This is a genomic window from Gilliamella sp. B3367 (genome assembly GCF_026536825.1).
Taxonomy (GTDB): domain Bacteria; phylum Pseudomonadota; class Gammaproteobacteria; order Enterobacterales; family Orbaceae; genus Gilliamella; species Gilliamella apicola_E.
Genome location: NZ_JAFNNJ010000005.1, coordinates 174,890 through 191,609, shown reverse-complemented (window position 1 = coordinate 191,609; position 16,720 = coordinate 174,890). Strand labels below are relative to the sequence as shown.

At 34.3% G+C, this 16,720-nt stretch carries 16 protein-coding genes and 1 pseudogene; 3 read left to right on the top strand and 14 right to left on the bottom strand.

The window, feature by feature from the left end; genetic code table 11:
• Nucleotides 1–310: 310 nt before the first annotated feature.
• The 10 genes and pseudogenes from purT to tsaE form a co-directional block, all read right to left on the bottom strand.
• Nucleotides 311–1,492 (bottom strand): formate-dependent phosphoribosylglycinamide formyltransferase, encoded by a 1,182-nt coding sequence (gene purT, locus J3U23_RS09115; RefSeq protein ID WP_267339074.1) that lies wholly within the window; start codon nucleotides 1,490–1,492, stop codon nucleotides 311–313.
• Between the two features lie 80 nt (nucleotides 1,493–1,572).
• Nucleotides 1,573–2,871, bottom strand: a complete 1,299-nt coding sequence (locus J3U23_RS09110) for an adenylosuccinate synthase (RefSeq protein ID WP_065561908.1) — start codon at nucleotides 2,869–2,871, stop codon at nucleotides 1,573–1,575.
• A 19-nt stretch (nucleotides 2,872–2,890) separates the two neighbouring features.
• Nucleotides 2,891–3,853 carry a protease modulator HflC gene (gene hflC, locus J3U23_RS09105; RefSeq protein ID WP_065561907.1) on the bottom strand — a complete coding sequence of 321 codons (963 nt, stop codon included), beginning with the start codon at nucleotides 3,851–3,853 and terminating at the stop codon, nucleotides 2,891–2,893.
• 10 nt (nucleotides 3,854–3,863) lie between these two features.
• Nucleotides 3,864–5,093, bottom strand: a complete 1,230-nt coding sequence (hflK, locus tag J3U23_RS09100) for an FtsH protease activity modulator HflK (protein WP_267330865.1) — start codon at nucleotides 5,091–5,093, stop codon at nucleotides 3,864–3,866.
• 23 nt (nucleotides 5,094–5,116) lie between these two features.
• Nucleotides 5,117–6,412 carry a ribosome rescue GTPase HflX gene (gene hflX, locus J3U23_RS09095; RefSeq protein ID WP_065735273.1) on the bottom strand — a complete coding sequence of 432 codons (1,296 nt, stop codon included), beginning with the start codon at nucleotides 6,410–6,412 and terminating at the stop codon, nucleotides 5,117–5,119.
• 21 nt (nucleotides 6,413–6,433) lie between these two features.
• Nucleotides 6,434–6,679 carry an RNA chaperone Hfq gene (gene hfq, locus J3U23_RS09090; protein ID WP_267339073.1) on the bottom strand — a complete coding sequence of 82 codons (246 nt, stop codon included), beginning with the start codon at nucleotides 6,677–6,679 and terminating at the stop codon, nucleotides 6,434–6,436.
• A gap of 311 nt (nucleotides 6,680–6,990) precedes the next feature.
• Nucleotides 6,991–7,902, bottom strand: a complete 912-nt coding sequence (gene miaA, locus J3U23_RS09085; RefSeq protein ID WP_220225496.1) for a tRNA (adenosine(37)-N6)-dimethylallyltransferase MiaA — start codon at nucleotides 7,900–7,902, stop codon at nucleotides 6,991–6,993.
• Complete coding sequence (mutL, locus tag J3U23_RS09080) at nucleotides 7,899–9,752, bottom strand: DNA mismatch repair endonuclease MutL (protein WP_267339072.1); 1,854 nt, start codon at nucleotides 9,750–9,752, stop codon at nucleotides 7,899–7,901. Before mutL ends, miaA begins: the two co-directional genes overlap by 4 nt.
• 20 nt (nucleotides 9,753–9,772) lie before the next feature.
• A pseudogene (locus J3U23_RS09075) lies at nucleotides 9,773–10,465 on the bottom strand (N-acetylmuramoyl-L-alanine amidase); the annotation flags it as partial.
• Between the two features lie 68 nt (nucleotides 10,466–10,533).
• Complete coding sequence (gene tsaE, locus J3U23_RS09070) at nucleotides 10,534–11,001, bottom strand: tRNA (adenosine(37)-N6)-threonylcarbamoyltransferase complex ATPase subunit type 1 TsaE (protein WP_267342407.1); 468 nt, start codon at nucleotides 10,999–11,001, stop codon at nucleotides 10,534–10,536.
• Between the two features lie 135 nt (nucleotides 11,002–11,136).
• Between tsaE and tusB the strand changes: the two genes are divergently transcribed.
• The 3 genes from tusB (at nucleotide 11,137) to J3U23_RS09055 (ending at nucleotide 13,215) form a co-directional block, all read left to right on the top strand.
• Nucleotides 11,137–11,418 (top strand): sulfurtransferase complex subunit TusB, encoded by a 282-nt coding sequence (gene tusB / locus J3U23_RS09065; RefSeq protein WP_065561899.1) that lies wholly within the window; start codon nucleotides 11,137–11,139, stop codon nucleotides 11,416–11,418.
• A gap of 122 nt (nucleotides 11,419–11,540) precedes the next feature.
• Nucleotides 11,541–12,104: a Sua5/YciO/YrdC/YwlC family protein gene (locus J3U23_RS09060; RefSeq protein ID WP_065561898.1), complete on the top strand. Its 564-nt coding sequence runs from the start codon at nucleotides 11,541–11,543 to the stop codon at nucleotides 12,102–12,104.
• 4 nt (nucleotides 12,105–12,108) lie between these two features.
• Complete coding sequence (locus J3U23_RS09055) at nucleotides 12,109–13,215, top strand: anhydro-N-acetylmuramic acid kinase (RefSeq protein WP_267339068.1); 1,107 nt, start codon at nucleotides 12,109–12,111, stop codon at nucleotides 13,213–13,215.
• 6 nt (nucleotides 13,216–13,221) lie between these two features.
• Here the strand turns inward: J3U23_RS09055 and kdgR are convergent, their stop codons facing one another.
• The 4 genes from kdgR to J3U23_RS09035 all read right to left on the bottom strand — a co-directional run bounded on the left by kdgR (nucleotide 13,222) and on the right by J3U23_RS09035 (nucleotide 16,559).
• A complete protein-coding gene (gene kdgR / locus J3U23_RS09050; protein ID WP_081299433.1) occupies nucleotides 13,222–14,016 on the bottom strand; it encodes a DNA-binding transcriptional regulator KdgR in 795 nt (264 codons plus the stop codon).
• A gap of 111 nt (nucleotides 14,017–14,127) precedes the next feature.
• A complete protein-coding gene (locus J3U23_RS09045; RefSeq protein WP_065561895.1) occupies nucleotides 14,128–14,448 on the bottom strand; it encodes a cupin domain-containing protein in 321 nt (106 codons plus the stop codon).
• A 95-nt stretch (nucleotides 14,449–14,543) separates the two neighbouring features.
• Entirely contained in the window at nucleotides 14,544–15,338 is a 795-nt protein-coding gene (locus J3U23_RS09040) for a gluconate 5-dehydrogenase (RefSeq protein ID WP_065735277.1), read from the bottom strand.
• A gap of 48 nt (nucleotides 15,339–15,386) precedes the next feature.
• Entirely contained in the window at nucleotides 15,387–16,559 is a 1,173-nt protein-coding gene (locus J3U23_RS09035) for an oligogalacturonate lyase family protein (RefSeq protein WP_065561894.1), read from the bottom strand.
• Nucleotides 16,560–16,720 lie beyond the last annotated feature (161 nt).

The following is a 16,720-nucleotide window of genomic DNA, read 5'->3' as shown; positions in this document are numbered from 1 at the left end:
CTTCAATTTAAAGTTTGATGCTCAATAACTGTCTCTGACATAATTCAAATGAATCTTCAGTGTCACTTATCAAGACTTAATTTTTCAGTCCGTAGACTTTTAATTTTTCGTCTCGCAAGTGCCCACACAGATTGTCTGTTTCTTCTTTTTAAAGAGCTGACAGCTTTAAATTTAACTAAACATTTTGTTGTTTTAGTTTGCTGTCTCAAGGGTTGCGTATGTTACTCATTTCACATGTTTACGTCAACCCCTATTTTGCAAAATTTGCGTTTTTTGGATTAAGTGATTGCTTTTTACACAAAGCAACGTCTTATAGGGTTATTTTTAACTGTTTTACGATAGCATCGGCTTTATTTATTGCTTCTTCCACTGTTACAGCACTAGCAAGTGCAACCCCCATTCTACGGCAACCTTCAACTTGTGGTTTGCCAAATAAACGTAAATCAGTATTTGGTTGACTTAATGCGTTATCTAAATTTGTGAACGATACCTGTTTTGATTCACCTTCAACCATTATGACCACAGATGCACTAGCGTGATATTGTTCAATAAGTGGAATAGGCAAGCCTAATATGGCTCTGGCATGTAAGGCAAACTCAGATAGATTCTGGGAAATTAAAGTTACCATTCCGGTATCATGAGGACGAGGCGATACTTCACTAAACCAAACTTTATCGCCTTTAACAAACAGTTCAACACCAAATAAACCGTGCCCGCCTAATGCTTCAGTTATTTTAGTTGCAATATCTTTTGCTTGCTCTAAAGCGTTACAAGACATTTGTTGAGGCTGCCAAGATTCCCGATAATCGCCTTTTTCCTGACGATGCCCTATCGGTTCACAATAAGAAACACCATTGATATGCCTAACTGTTAATAAGGTAATTTCGTAATCAAAGTCGATAAAACCTTCTATAATAACTTTACCGCCACCAGCTCGACCACCTTCTTGTGCATATTTCCAGGCTAATTGAAGATCAGCTTCACTGCGTAATAATGTTTGCCCTTTACCGGAAGAGCTCATCACTGGTTTAACTAAGCAGGGATAACCAATCTCTTTTACCGCATCTTTAAATTCTATTTCGGTTGAAGCAAACCGATAAGGTGAAGTTGGTAGATTTAGTTGTTCAGCAGCAAGGCGACGAATCCCTTCTCTATTCATGGTTAACGCTACTGCTTTTGCAGTAGGAATAACCGTAAATCCCTCTTGCTCTAACTCAACTAAAGTTTGCGTTGCAATGGCTTCAATTTCAGGAACAATAAAATCCGGTTTTTCCTGTTCAATAATTTTTCTCAGTTCATTACCATCTAGCATATTAATAATATGATAACGATGAGCAACTTGCATTGCTGGTGCATTAGCATAGCGATCAACAGCAATAACTTCACAACCAAACCTTTGTAGCTCTATCACAACTTCTTTAGCCAATTCACCTGCGCCACACAGCATAACTTTGGTTGAAGTGGGTGATAACGGCGTCCCTAATTTAGCCATAATGTCCTCATACTCAGTTAACTATTTTTAATATCCTAAAAACAAAAAATCGGGAAAACGCACCCGATTTTTATTTACAATTACGCTTGATAAGGATCACGTAGAATCATGGTTTCGCTACGATCCGGACCTGTTGATATAATATCAATTGGTGTTTCGGTTAATTCTTCAATTCGTTTGATATAGGATTTGGCTGCTTGTGGTAAAGCATCATAACTTTTAATACCAAACGTTGACTCGCTCCAACCAGGCATAGACTCATATACAGGTTTTACTAAACTCCAATCTTCAGCAGCAGCTGGTGCATTTTTGATGACATCACCATTTGGTAATTGATAACCAACACAGATTTTGACTTCTTTAAGACCATCTAAAACATCAAGTTTAGTTAAACAGAAACCAGAAACTGAATTTAGTTGTACGGCTTTTCGTACAGCAACCGCATCAAGCCAACCAGTACGACGACGACGACCAGTTGTTGCACCAAATTCATTACCTTGTTTGCAAAGATATTCACCCACATCATCAAATAATTCAGTTGGGAAAGGGCCTGCACCGACACGAGTAGAGTAAGCTTTAACAATACCTAAAACATAACCAACATAACGAGGACCAAAGCCTGATCCTGTTGCTACACCGCCAGCAGTAGTATTTGAAGAGGTAACAAAAGGATAAGTACCATGATCAATATCAAGTAAAGTACCTTGCGCCCCTTCAAACATGATTCTTTCGCCTTTTTTCCGAGCATCTTCTAATAGCGTCGGAATATCTGCAATCATAGCCACTAAAATATCTGCAATCGCTAATGTGTCATCAAGGACTTTTTGATAATCAACCGCTTCAACTTTATAGTAATTTACTAATTGAAAGTTATGGTATTCCATAACTTCTTTCAATTTTTCAGCAAATGCTTGGCGATCACGTAAATCACCAACACGCAATCCACGACGAGCGACTTTATCTTCATATGCAGGACCGATACCTCGACCTGTAGTGCCTATCGCTTTATTTCCACGTGCTTTTTCTCGAGCTTGGTCTAATGCTATATGATAAGGCAATATTAAAGGACATGATTCTGAAATTAGAAGTCTCTCTTTAACAGGGATACCATTTTCCTCAAGCTCTTTCATCTCTTTCATAAGAGCATCAGGACAAAGCACAACGCCATTTGCGATGATGCTAATGACATCATTACGTAAAATACCTGATGGAATTAAATGTAATACTGTTTTTTCACCATTAATAACTAAGGTATGGCCAGCATTATGTCCGCCTTGATAACGTACCACATATTTTGCTTTTTCTGTGAGTAAATCAACAACTTTTCCTTTGCCTTCATCACCCCATTGTGTACCTAGCACAACAACATTATTACTCATAGTTTATTTACTCATTGTATTATTTGTTAGACTTTAGTTTCATATATTGGAAAAATTCACTATCAGGACTAATGACCATAACATCATTACCTGTAAAACTTTGTTCATAAGCTTTCAGACTACGAATAAAACTAAAAAATTCAATATCTTTACCAAAAGCTTCTGCATAAAGTTTAGCTGCATTTGCATCACCTTCACCACGAATAGATCGAGCTTGGCGCTCAGCTTCCGATATTATTTTAGTTTTTTCAAATGTAGCTTTAGCTCTTATTTCTTCAGCTTTTTTAACACCTTCATATCGTTTTTCACGCGCAATAATATCACGTTCAGCTCGCATGTTAGCATAAATTGATCCCGACACTTCAGCAGGGAAATTGATTTGTTTGATTCGAACATCGATCACAACTACCCCAAAGGACCTCAAACTGGCTTTACTATTTTCAGGATCCTTTTTCGCATCATTGACCAATTTATCGATTGGTAAATTTTCTTCTACATCTTGCGGTGAACCATTTAATGCATCTTTAACACTTGCCATTAATGAATTTCTTGATTTGGTATCAGCATTAGTATCATTAATGATATCTCGGTTACTTAATTTACCTATTTCAGAACGCAAACGACCATTTAAACGAGCCAAGATTAAGTCATTAACATCATTACCACCAGCAATAGTTTCATAATAACGATTAAAATCTACAATTTTCCATTGCACAAAATAATCGACTATTAACTCTTTCTTATGAACGTTAAAAAAGCGCTTTTCGTTATTATTATTTGAGCTATTAGTGGTTTGTATTTTAGCGTCGATTATTTTAATGCTATCAACAAGAGGCATTTTAAAATGGAGACCCGGTTGAGATAACCCAATAATCTTATTAAAACGTAAAACCACACCACGCGTGCCTTCTTCAATCACATAAACACTTGAATAAAGCCCAACAATTAAAATTAAAACTATAGGAATCAATAATTTTCGCATTTTTCTCTCCTTATCGACCCATAGCTCGGTTACTTCGATTAATAGAACTATTATTTTGAGTTGCAGTGTTATGAGTGTTATCAGTTGTAGCGTTTTGTGCTTCATTGTTATTTTGAGAAGTACTATCAACTGTTTCTGAAGCTGCTGGCGGGTTGTTATTGCCATCACTACTTAAATTTGATAAGTTTGCTGATTCAGGTTCAATTTTATTTTTCATTAATTTTTCTAACGGCAATACCAATAAGTTACCACTCTTATCATTAACAATCACTTTTTGGGTTTTAGTTAATACTTTTTCCATTGTTTCAATATATAAACGATCTTTAGTAATTTCAGGCGCTGCTTTATATTGTGGTAATAATTTTTCAAACCGTGCAACATCACCAGCTGCTTCTAATTCAACTTGTACTTTATAAGCATTTGCATCTTCTAAAATAGTGGCAGAACGACCTTCCGCTTGCTGAATTAACTGCACTTTATATGCTTCAGCTTTTTTTATTTCCCGCTCACTATCATTTTGAGCTCGAATAGCATCAGCATAAGCATCTTGCACTTCGACAGGAGGACGCGCTACTTGGAAGTTAAGATCGACAATAGTAATACCCATATCATAATGAGAAATAACATTGATGAGTTCTTCTTTTGTACTGTTCTCTAGAACTGAGCGTCCATCTGAAATAATTGCATCAATATTAGAGCTCCCGATAGATGTTCTAAGCGCACTATCTGCTGCTTGACGCAAGCTATCTTCAACATTAGTTACATTAAATAAATATTTGATAGGATCACTAATTCGATATTGAACATTCATTTCAACAAAGACTAGATTTTCACCGTTATAACTAGTCGTTATAATATCACCCTGAACATTAAAGTTATAAGTTCCTTGGGTATCTACTTTATAAACTGTATCAATAAATGCTGGATTCCAATTTAAACCAGGTTGGATAATTTCAGGTTGAACTTGTCCAAAACGAGTTATTACACCTCGTTGGTTTTGGTTGATGGTATAAAAACCACTTACCCCCCAAATCAAAGCAAGCACTAAAATCATCGACATAATAATTTTAGAAGAATTCAAGTTAATATCTGAGGAACCTCGATTATTACTTGATCCACCTTTTTTTAAGAGATCTTTAATTTGATCAAATATTCCTCCCGACGAAGAATTGGAAGGTTTTTTGTTATTTCCCCATGGGTCGTTATCTTGTCCGTTATTGCCGGGCTGATTCCACGCCATATTTTATATGCTCCATTTAACAATTAGTTGTTATTTTGCGTATTGATTAAGTATAACAGATCTGGCTCTTGTTTACAGAGGCGATTCCATTCAATTAAAGGTATTCTTATATTTAGGTGAAAACTCCCATCATCTTCAATGACTTCATTCTCCACTGCATTTAATTTATATAGCCGACTTCTAAGTTTAGCTAAATAAGGAGGTAAGTTTAATTGGCAAACTTGAATTTGCCCAGAGAGCCTCTCTTTTAATGCGGTAAATAAAAGATCTAATCCTAAACTATTTTGAGCTGAAATCCAAACGCGAATTGGTACACCATTTTCGTCCCGATCAATACTCGGTTCCTTACCTTCTATTAAATCAATTTTATTCATCACTAACAAAGTAGGAATATCATGTGCATCAATTTCCAGTAATACCTCATCAACGGCATGAATATTATCTAATATATTAGGATCAGCTGCATCAACAACATGTAATAGTAGTGATGCTTCCTGTGTTTCTAATAAAGTTGCTTTAAAAGCAGCAATAAGATCATGTGGTAAATGACGTATAAATCCGACTGTATCAGCTAAAACAACCTCTCCAACATCTTCAACATTAATGCGTCTTAAAGTCGGATCTAGCGTTGCAAACAATTGATCGGCAGCATAAACTTCAGCATTAGTTAATGCATTAAAGAGAGTCGATTTACCAGCATTTGTATAACCAACTAATGATACCGTTGATAAATCTGCTTTACTTCTAGATTGGCGATTTTGATTGCGCTGTTTTTCAACTTTAGCAAGTCTTGATAAAATTAATTGAATACGATGGCGAATTAATCTTCTATCAGTTTCTAACTGAGTTTCACCAGGTCCACGAAGGCCAATTCCACCTTTTTGGCGTTCTAAATGAGTCCAACCACGAACTAATCGAGTAGATAAATATTGCAATTGTGCTAATTCAACTTGTAATTTACCTTCATGTGTTCTAGCGCGCTGAGCAAAAATATCGAGAATTAATCCAGTTCTATCTACTACGCGACATTCACATAATTGCTCAAGATTGCGTTCTTGGGTCGGTGTTAAAGTATGATTAACTAAAATGACTGAAGCATTAAGTTCTTTTACTTTATCGGCGATTTCTAATGCTTTTCCTTCACCAATAAAATATTTAGCTTGTGGGGACTTTTTTGAGGTTGTCACAATATCGAGAATTTCAATTTGAGCAGAAGAAACAAGCACTTCAAACTCTTTTAAATCCTCGATATCGCTTTCTTGAGGGAAGAATACATGGACTAATAAGGCAGATTCACCACCTTTATATCGCTCAAACAATCACATTCTCCACCCAACTAATTAGCTTTCGCTGTCCTCTTCAGGTTGTGATATCAATCCAGAAATTGATCTTGATGGTACCACAGTTGAGATAGCGTGCTTATATACCATTTGGCTAACAGTGTTTTTTAATAAAATAACAAACTGATCAAATGATTCAATTTGTCCTTGTAATTTAATACCGTTAACTAAATAAATAGATACAGGAATATGCTCGCGACGAAGCAAATTTAAATAAGGATCTTGTAATGACTGCCCTTTTGACATGAGTTTATCCTTTAAGATGAAATAAAAATATAAAGATAAAATAAGTTTACAATCAACATAATAATTTAATTGATCGCAATATAAAATACTTATGTAGTATTTACCAAAATAACATAAAAAACTCAGCTCTTAAACTAATCAACAGTAATTTATGCACAAATAACTAAAAATTTAATAAATTAACGAAATTTATACAAACAAGTAACCTTAATCGTTAAGAAAAGTAGAAATTTTTTTAAGAAATGAAAAAATTTAGCGTATTATAATAACCAATAGAAAAAATACCAAAAACTATTACTACTATTTGTAACTTAAAAAATCTGATTAAGAACTGAATCTATATTATCATTATTTAACCATGTTATCGATTGTTTCCAACCTCTAAGCCATGTAATTTGCCTTTTTGCTAATTGGCGAGTAGCACAAATTCCTTTAAAAACCATTTCATCATAACTGGTATCGCCATTTAAATATTCCCACATTTGACGATACCCTACGCAACGTATAGAAGGTAGATTTAAATGAAGATCGGGTCGCTGCATAAGTTTTTTTACTTCATCTTCAAAGCCTTGATCTAGCATTTGTAAAAAGCGTTGTTCAATTCGTTGATGTAATTCTGCTCTATCTTCCGGCATGATAGCTAATTGCATAATATCATAAGGTAATGCATCACCACTTTCTTTAGTTAATTCAGTTAAACTTTTACCAGTAATAAGATAAACCTCTAATGCTCGATTAAGGCGTTGTGGATCATTGGGATGGATTCGCTGAGCTGATACAGGATCAACTTTTTTTAACTCCTCATGAATCGCTTGCCAACCTAATCGATTTGCTTTTTCCTCAATTTGATCGCGAATATCACTATTTGCCGCAGGAAGAGGAGAAAGTCCTTCAATTAACGCCTTAAAATACAACATTGTTCCACCAACTAATAATGGCGTTCGGCCATTACTTAATGATTTTTCTATTTCTACAATCGCATCATGCCTAAAGTTAGCAGCAGAATAACTTTCTGCAGGGTCACAAATATCAATAAGTTTATGTGGATATTTAAGTTGTTCTTCTTTAGTTGGTTTTGCACTGCCAATATCCATACCTCGATAAATAAGTGCGGAATCAACACTAATAATATCTATAGGATACTTGTCGTAAAGCGCCATGGCATAAGCAGTTTTACCCGATGCGGTTGGCCCCATTAACGAAATAATTTTTGGTTTATTCATGATAAAATTGATTGTGAAAAAGATTGAAGATCAATCGGATATAAAAAGCTATCTTGTTGTAATAAATTAATATCTATCTGTTCTAATTGTACTAATAACTCGATAGCTTTAGTTACATTCCAATTTTCAACAGAATCATCTCCACAATTTTCAACCAACCAAGCTATAATTTGCGTTGGATCGAGCACATCCTTACCGGATGATAAAAGAAACGAAATTAAAGTTGGTAATAATTTTTGCCAATTTGTATTTCTTAACATTTTTGGCACATTATGCAAATGCAATTTTGCTTTATCAATATAAAAATCAAAGCCTAAAAACTTCAATTGTTCTTGATAATCATTTAATACTTTTTGTTCTTTCTTATTAATCAAAATTGTCAATGGAATGAGTAATCTTTCTGACTCGTTAGATAATAATTTAACTGAATTTACTTTCTGTTGAGCAACCGACAACTTCATTAACATGAACTTTTGTTGATTATTTTCTGATTTTTCAATTAAGGCTATATCTGGTTGAATAACCGTTAATACTTTACCAAATTGTACTAGTGAAGATCTATCAATTTGCTGATGTAGTGATTGCAAAGGTACATTTCGTTTAGGAAACAATCCCTCAATAACCGCTTGTTGTGGTGCAGTTATAGAACTATCATCATCCGATAATTCAAAAGATTTTAAGAGCGTTTTTTCTATTGCTCCTTTTAACTTAGTATCAACCAATTGCCCATATAGTCTATTTTCTTTAACATGATTAATTGCTTTTTTAGGTAATGCGCTAGTTGGTGAATAAGTTTTATTCTCAGTTTTATTATTAAAAATATTCTCACCAGCTGCTTGCCGATTCGGCATCATTAGCACATTTTCGTCATTGGCAAGTTGTTGGTTTGACTCAAGCGCCATGACAATAGCTTGATAAACAAAGTCATGCACCAATCTTGCTTCATGAAAACGCACTTCATGCTTAGCTGGGTGAACATTCACATCAATTTGTTTAGGGTCGATCTGTAAAAAAATGACATAACTCTGTTGTTCATTAGTCCGGCTACTATAAGCTTGACGCAAAGCATGATTAATTAATTTATCTTTTATTACCCGCCCATTAACATAAAAATATTGCAACTCACTCACTTCACTGCTACTTACCCATCCTTGGATGAATAAATCATTATGTTGCCAATCTAATTTTATTGCTTTTTGAACAAATGTACGTCCACAAACCAATTCAACACGTTTTTCAAGAAGTGATTCTCGATACTGTTTGACGAGTTTCCCATTGTGCTGCAAATTAAAAGTAATATCAGGTCTAGCAAGTGCAATTCGACGAACAAACTCCTCAATATGCATAAATTCTGTTTTATCAGTTTTAAGAAAGCGACGTCTAGCAGGCGTATTGTAAAACAGATCAAGAACTTCAACCGTCGTTCCAACAGGATGTGCAGCCGGTTTAATTGTTGGTTTCATTTCACGGCCTTCAGCATAAACTTGCCATGCCTCAGACTGATCGGCTGTGCGTGAAGTTAAGGTTAACCGAGCAACAGAACTGATACTTGCCAGCGCTTCACCACGAAACCCCAAACTCATTATGGTATCTAAATCATCCAACGTATTAATTTTGCTGGTTGCATGGCGAGCTAAAGCTAATGCCAATTCATCTTTAGCAATACCATTACCATTATCACGAATACGAATTAATTTACTGCCACCTTGTTCAATATCAATATCAATTTGAGTACTACCAGCATCAATACTGTTTTCAACTAACTCTTTGATCACCGATACTGGTCGTTCTACCACTTCTCCGGCAGCGATTTGGTTAGCTAATTGAGGAGATAATATATGAATAGCCATTAATGCTGTTTTCCAAATTTAGGGTTCTGTTTGACATAATTTTTTATACCTTGATAAATCAATTTAGCAATTTTATCTTGGTGGGCATTACTTGCTAACAAACTTTCTTCAGTTTCGTTAGTAATAAATCCAACTTCAATTAATATTGAAGGGATATCAGGTGAACGCAATACACCTAAACTTGCATGTTCAGGCCTATTCTTATGCAATTTAATAACACCTTTCATCTCTTTTAAAACCTGAGTTGCTAATTCATAGCCAACCTGCTGTGAATATGAAAACTGTAAATCTAATACTGCTTGGCTTAAATTTTGGTCATGATCATCACTTAATGCGTCACCTGCACCACCTAATAATTGCGATTGTTTTTCATCTTGTTCAAGCCAGCGCCCCAATTCTGTATCCGCTCGCTTAGTAGATAATACCCAAACTGATGCACCAGACGCGCTACGATTAGGTGCGGCATCTGCATGGATAGAAATTAATAAGTTTGCTTTACTTCTACGGGCAATATCAGAACGTTGAGGAACAGAAATAAAATTGTCTGTGCTACGCGTTAATACTCCTTTAAAATTAGGATCTTTATTCAATAAATTAGTTAATTTTTTTGCTATCGAAATAGTGACATTTTTTTCGTATAACTTATTTTTACCAACGGCACCAGAATCCTTACCACCATGACCAGCATCAACAGCAATGATAACTTGTGAAGCATAAACTGAGCCACAAAGCAGTAATAATATAAAAAAAGTGAGTATTTTTTTCATTTTTTTCGCTAATTTTATTGGTTAATAATAGCTTGCCCTTTTTCACTGTTTGCTTGTAAACAAACTGTGCGTTCAAGCGCCAAATAAGCCAAATGAATTTCAATATCAGCAGGAGGTAAAATACCTTCAGCCTGCATAGGCCACTCAATTAAACAAATTGATTTCGATGAAAAATATTCACGAATCCCCATAAACTCTAACTCTTCTGGATCAGCTAATCGATATAAGTCAAAGTGATATACTGAAAACATATCAAATTGATAAGGTTCAACAAGAGTATAAGTCGGACTTTTAACATTTCCGACATGTCCGAGCTGCTGCAAAAAGCCACGGCAAAATGTTGTTTTACCAGCACCAAGATCGCCTATCAGATAGATAACAATTGCACTATCATGATTAGACAAATATTTTAAACACTGCTCAGCCAATTGTTGACCAAACAAAATTGTTTCTTGTTCATTGGCTAAAATAATGGGTTTCATGACGAATTCTTTGCTCAATAAATAGTCCTTATTATATACTAATAAAGATGTACCAAGTAAAATTAACTCTAATTTATATCAAAAAAAGTTGAGGAACGGGGTTTTTGAAGGGGAATTTAAAGGTAAAAGGAACAAATGCTACATACCATCACAACAAATAACCAATCAACAATTGATCCAACGCTAATTTCAGCGCAAGATGCAGTACTTTTCTGGCAAAATGGCGTAATTATAGCTTGTCAAAATAATCCCATATTGAAGGCTATTTTACAAAATACCCAAAATTGTTTTGTGCTTGATAATGATATTAATGCTCGTAGTTTAGCTTCACTAATAGATCCAAGAGTAAAAATAATCAGTATGCAGCAGGTTGTTGATTTAACTGTTAACTATTTCCCACAAATGAATTGGGAGTAATTTGACTAATTATCTTAAACCAGTATTTATCTTAATATCACTGCTACCATCTTCAATTTGCAAATAGGCTTACCTCAGTTTAATATAATTTTTAACAATAGTTGGTAAACATACAAAATTTAATGGCAAACTTATTAAGTCTTTTAGAAATCAATTCATTATTAAAAAAAGGTGAAGTGGTTGCTTATCCAACTGAAGCTGTTTTTGGTTTAGGTTGTGATCCCGATTGTGAATCAGCAGTTTTTAAATTGTTAAAATTAAAACAACGTTCTGTTGAAAAAGGTTTAATTTTAATTGCGAGTCACTATGAACAACTGATCCCTTATATTGATCAATCGGCTTTGACTCAAGTTCAAAAACAGATGGCTATTGATAGTTGGCCCGGTCCTAATACTTGGGTTTTTCCGAAAAATATTAATACACCAAATTTTTTGAGCGGAAAATATCATTCTATCGCCGTTCGCGTTACTGATCATCCATTAGTATGTAAACTTTGTGATTTATTTGGTAAGCCATTAGTTTCGACCAGTGCCAACCTTTCTGGTCATCAATCTTGTAAAACAGCAATAGAAGTTGCAAACCAATTTGGTCAATTTTTTCCAATTTTAGATGGTAAAACCGGTGAGCGTTCACAACCATCAATCATCCGGGATGTCCAAACTGGCACTATCATTCGACAAGGATAATATTATGCAAAATTTATACATTGGCGTAATGTCAGGTACCAGTATGGATGGTGTTGATATTGCATTAGTTGATATTACTGATGGGAATATTACTTCGATTGCTAGTGATTGCTACCCAATGCCAACTGATATTAAAAGCCAATTATTAACGCTTTGTAATAGTAAGCAAACTACATTACAAGCGCTCGGTGAGCTTGATCACCAACTTGGTATGCTTTACGCAAAAAGCATTGATCAGTTTATAAAGCAAAATCATATTGATAAAAAACAAGTTAAAGCCATCGGTTGCCATGGGCAAACTATTTATCATTCTCCTAATAGCCAACATCCCTTTACTATGCAAATTGGTGATGCCAATATCATTGCTGCTAAAACAGGCATTACAACAATTGCTGATTTTCGTCGTAAAGATATGGCTTATGGTGGCCAAGGAGCACCATTAGTTCCGGCCTTTCACAAAGCGATATTCTTAAATCCGTCAATTAACTGTGTTGTTTTAAATATTGGTGGTATTAGCAATATTTCCGTTCTAATACCAGGCCAACCTGTAATTGGTTATGACACTGGGCCAGGCAATGTTTTACTTGATAGTTGGATAAATAAAAATCTAGGGAAAAATTATGATAAAGACGGCTTATGGGCTAAATTAGGAAAAGTTGATCAAAGTTTATTAAATACGTTATGTGATGAAAATTATTTTCAACTACCAGCCCCAAAAAGTACTGGTAGAGAATTATTTAACTTAACTTGGCTTAACCAAAAACTCAGTAACTTCAATCTAAACGCTCAAGATATTCAAGCAACACTCGTTGAATTTACTGCTACCACTGTTGCTCATGAGATTAATAAATTATCAATAAATGCTCATTTACCTTGTCAATTGCTAGTTTGTGGCGGAGGGGCAAAAAATCCTCTGATTATGAATCGATTGTCAGCATTATTACCAAAATGGGAAGTTTTGACCACAGATGTGAAAGGGGTAAACAGTGACGATATGGAAGCGATTGCTTTCGCTTGGCTTGCATATTGTAGGATGAATAATATTCCATCTAATATTCCAGAAGTCACTGGAGCAAACCAAGCGGTAAGCTTAGGAGTTATTTATCAATAATAACCTTTAATCTGATAATTTTGATTGCTTATTATAACCAATTAGTTCAGATATTTTAGCGGCAGCTTGGCTAATTTCACCGACAAGTTTAGCTTCATCTTCTGCTGTATTACATCTAAAGATAGAGGTAGATAAACTTAAAGCTGCAATAATATTACCTAAACGATTATAAATTGGCACTGCAAAACAACGTAAACCAAGCTCTGATTCTTCATCATCTTTGCCATAACCTAAACGTTTAACTTCATCAAGTTCAGCAAAAAATGCCTCTTTATTAGTGATTGTTTTAGGTGTGTATTGAACAAAATTAATGCCGTTTACTAAACTTTTTTTGCTTTCATCATCTAACCAAGCCAATAAAACCTTACCTAATCCACTGGCATGTACAGTTGCTTGATTACCAATTTTAGAGGTTAAACAAAGACTATACTGTTCAGATGCCACTTTATTAATATAAATAATTTGGTCACCTTCACGAACGGCTAAATGGATCGTTTCTTTAGTTTTATCCCTTAGCTTTCTCATTTCTAAATCAGCAATAGCTAAAAAGTTTTGGTGATAAAGTACACGGTTGCCTAAATCAAGTAATTTTAAATTAAGAGAATATTTATCTGAATCTTCTTCTTGATTAACATAACCTAATGATTTCATGGTTTGTAAAAAACGATAGGCTGTGCTTTTGGGCATCATTACTTTTTGCGATAATTCTGATATAGCAATGTCTTTAGATTCGGATAAAGCTTCTAAAATTCCGAAAACTTTTAAAACCGAAGCAACCGATTCTGGTGAGCTATCATTCATTATTAGCACATCTCCTTACTAAAAATTAGTCATTATTCTATTATTAAATGATCAACTAGAACAAATCAAAATTATCGAAAGTATATCATAATTAATAATGAACTAGCTATTTTATAAAAAATCTAATCTTTGAGGAGTAAACATATCAAGCAAAACGCCAGCTTGTTTGCAAACACAACCATGTTCAATATTGGGTTTTTTATATAATGTATCACCAGCACGAACAATCTTAGTCTCATCACCGATAGTAAATTCAAATTCACCAGACAAAACATAGGTTAGTTGTTCATGTGGATGATGATGCATCGCACCAATTGCGCCAGTTTCAAAATGAACTTCAACCGCCATCATATTACCATCATGAGCTAAAATTTTACGTTTAACCCCATTTCCTAAATCAATTAATTCAATATCTGAATTAAAACAAAACATGACATTACTCCTAAATTTATAAAAAAACAGAGATAATAAATAATATCCTTTTATTTTATTATCTCTTAAATTATATAATTTTTAACCTTATTTTATTAAGGTTGTTTACCGATATAAGCTAAAATACCACCATCAACATAAAGAATATGGCCGTTAACAAAATTTGATGCTTCCGATGCTAAAAATACTGCTGCACCAGCTAAATCATCAGGAGTCCCCCATCGGCCTGCCGGTGTTTTAGCAATAATGAACTGATCAAATGGGTGACGAGAACCATCTGCTTGTTTTTCACGTAATGGCGCAGTTTGAGGAGTGGCAATATAACCTGGACCAATACCGTTACATTGAATATTGGCATGACCAAATTCAGAACAGATATTTTTGGTTAACATTTTTAAACCACCTTTAGCCGATGCATAACCAACAACCGTTTCACGGCCAAGTTCACTCATCATTGAACAGATGTTGATAATTTTGCCACTTCCTTTTTTGATCATTGAAGGAAGGACTGCTTTTGCCATAATAAATTGACCTGTTAAGTCGATATCAATAATTTTACGATAATCAGCCGCACTTGTTTCAAGCATTGATTTGCGTTGAATAATACCAGCATTGTTGACTAAAATATCAATCACACCATGTTCTTTTTCAATTTGAGCAATCGATTTTTCAACAGCAGCTTCATCCGTAATATCAAATAGATAGCCATGGGCATCAATACCAGCTGCTTTATAAGCATCAAGTCCTTTTTGTAAATTTTCAGGCACGACATCATTAAATACGATTTTCGCTCCGGCACCGGCTAATGATTTTGCTATCTCAAAACCGATGCCATAAGAAGCGCCCGTTACCAGCGCTATTTTATTGTTGAGTGAAAATTTATTTAAAATCGACATAATTATATTCTCCGTTATAGTTATGATAGACAAAAAGGTCTATCACATTTCTTCTAATATGTTAGCTGGCACTTTGGTTAAATAAAGTGCAGGTTCATCTTGTGCATCACATGAATATAAAACGTATTTATTATCAGGTGAAAATGATGGATGAGGGTGAGTAACTTGACGATCACCATCTAAAACTCGCCATGTACTATTATGCTTAACCAACTTATGAGCTGTTTTTGTTTTAGGTGCTAAAATATAAAGCCATGGATCATTTTCAATTTTATAGCCACTTGTATCAATTACATCAACAGGACTGCCTGTTCCATCACCAATATAAAGTGTGCCATCAAAATTACTCATTAAGTGCGAACAAGCTGGCATCTCCATGATTTCTTTATCTTCATCAGTTACCGGATTATAAAGACGAATATATCGTTCTTGTTGCCCTTTCATATAAGATACATAAGCTAATCCAGAACCATCTGGAACCCAAAATTCATGAGTGCAACTTTCACCAGGTAAATTATCATGCGCTTTTCGTTCATTTTTACCATCACGATCAACCAACCAAATTCTTGCATCAACTAAATCATGAGGACCTTCATGGCAAAATGCGATAGTTTTATCATCAAAAGGTCTAAAAATTGGGTGACCTAACCATACATTCTGATCAATAACTGTTTTAGCTACACCTGTTTCAATATCAATCTTGATTAAACGGCAGTGTGGATTCTTATCATAAAATGCTTTAAATATTGTCCAATCGGTAAGTGGCGTCCAATCTTTTTTATCAATTTCAATTCCAACAATTTCATTACAATCACTATTAGCAACCCATGTGCCATAACCAACCCATTCATCAGGAACAGTATAAACATTTTTTTCTTCTAACGTTTCAAGATTAACTTGTTGTAAGTTGCGTTCATTTTTAACATAGTATAAAAATTTATCATCTGGTGATAAAAAACCACCAAAAGTATTATCGCCAGGTCCTTCAGTAAGTTGTTTTGCTGTTTGTTTTTCAATATCGAGTAAATAATAGTTACGATGAGTATCAAATTCACCAGCAAAAAGTAATTTTTGACCATCATTGGTAAAACATTTTTGATAAAAATAATTACGGTGGCATAAAATACCTTCTGGCGTTAACCGAATAATTTCATTTTTTGAATCTTCATCTGTAAATGATGAATATGATAGCCTTACGATATTCCCCTTAGCCATATGAACTCCCTGAATATAAATATAATTAAATGTTTAAAAGATTTTCATTTATTAAATATAGTAATATAAAAATTAAGACGTTTTTGTGACTTTCATCACATTGCAATAAATTTATTAAAACATCGTTTTATTTTAGTTAAAAAAATTGATATATTTTTGGG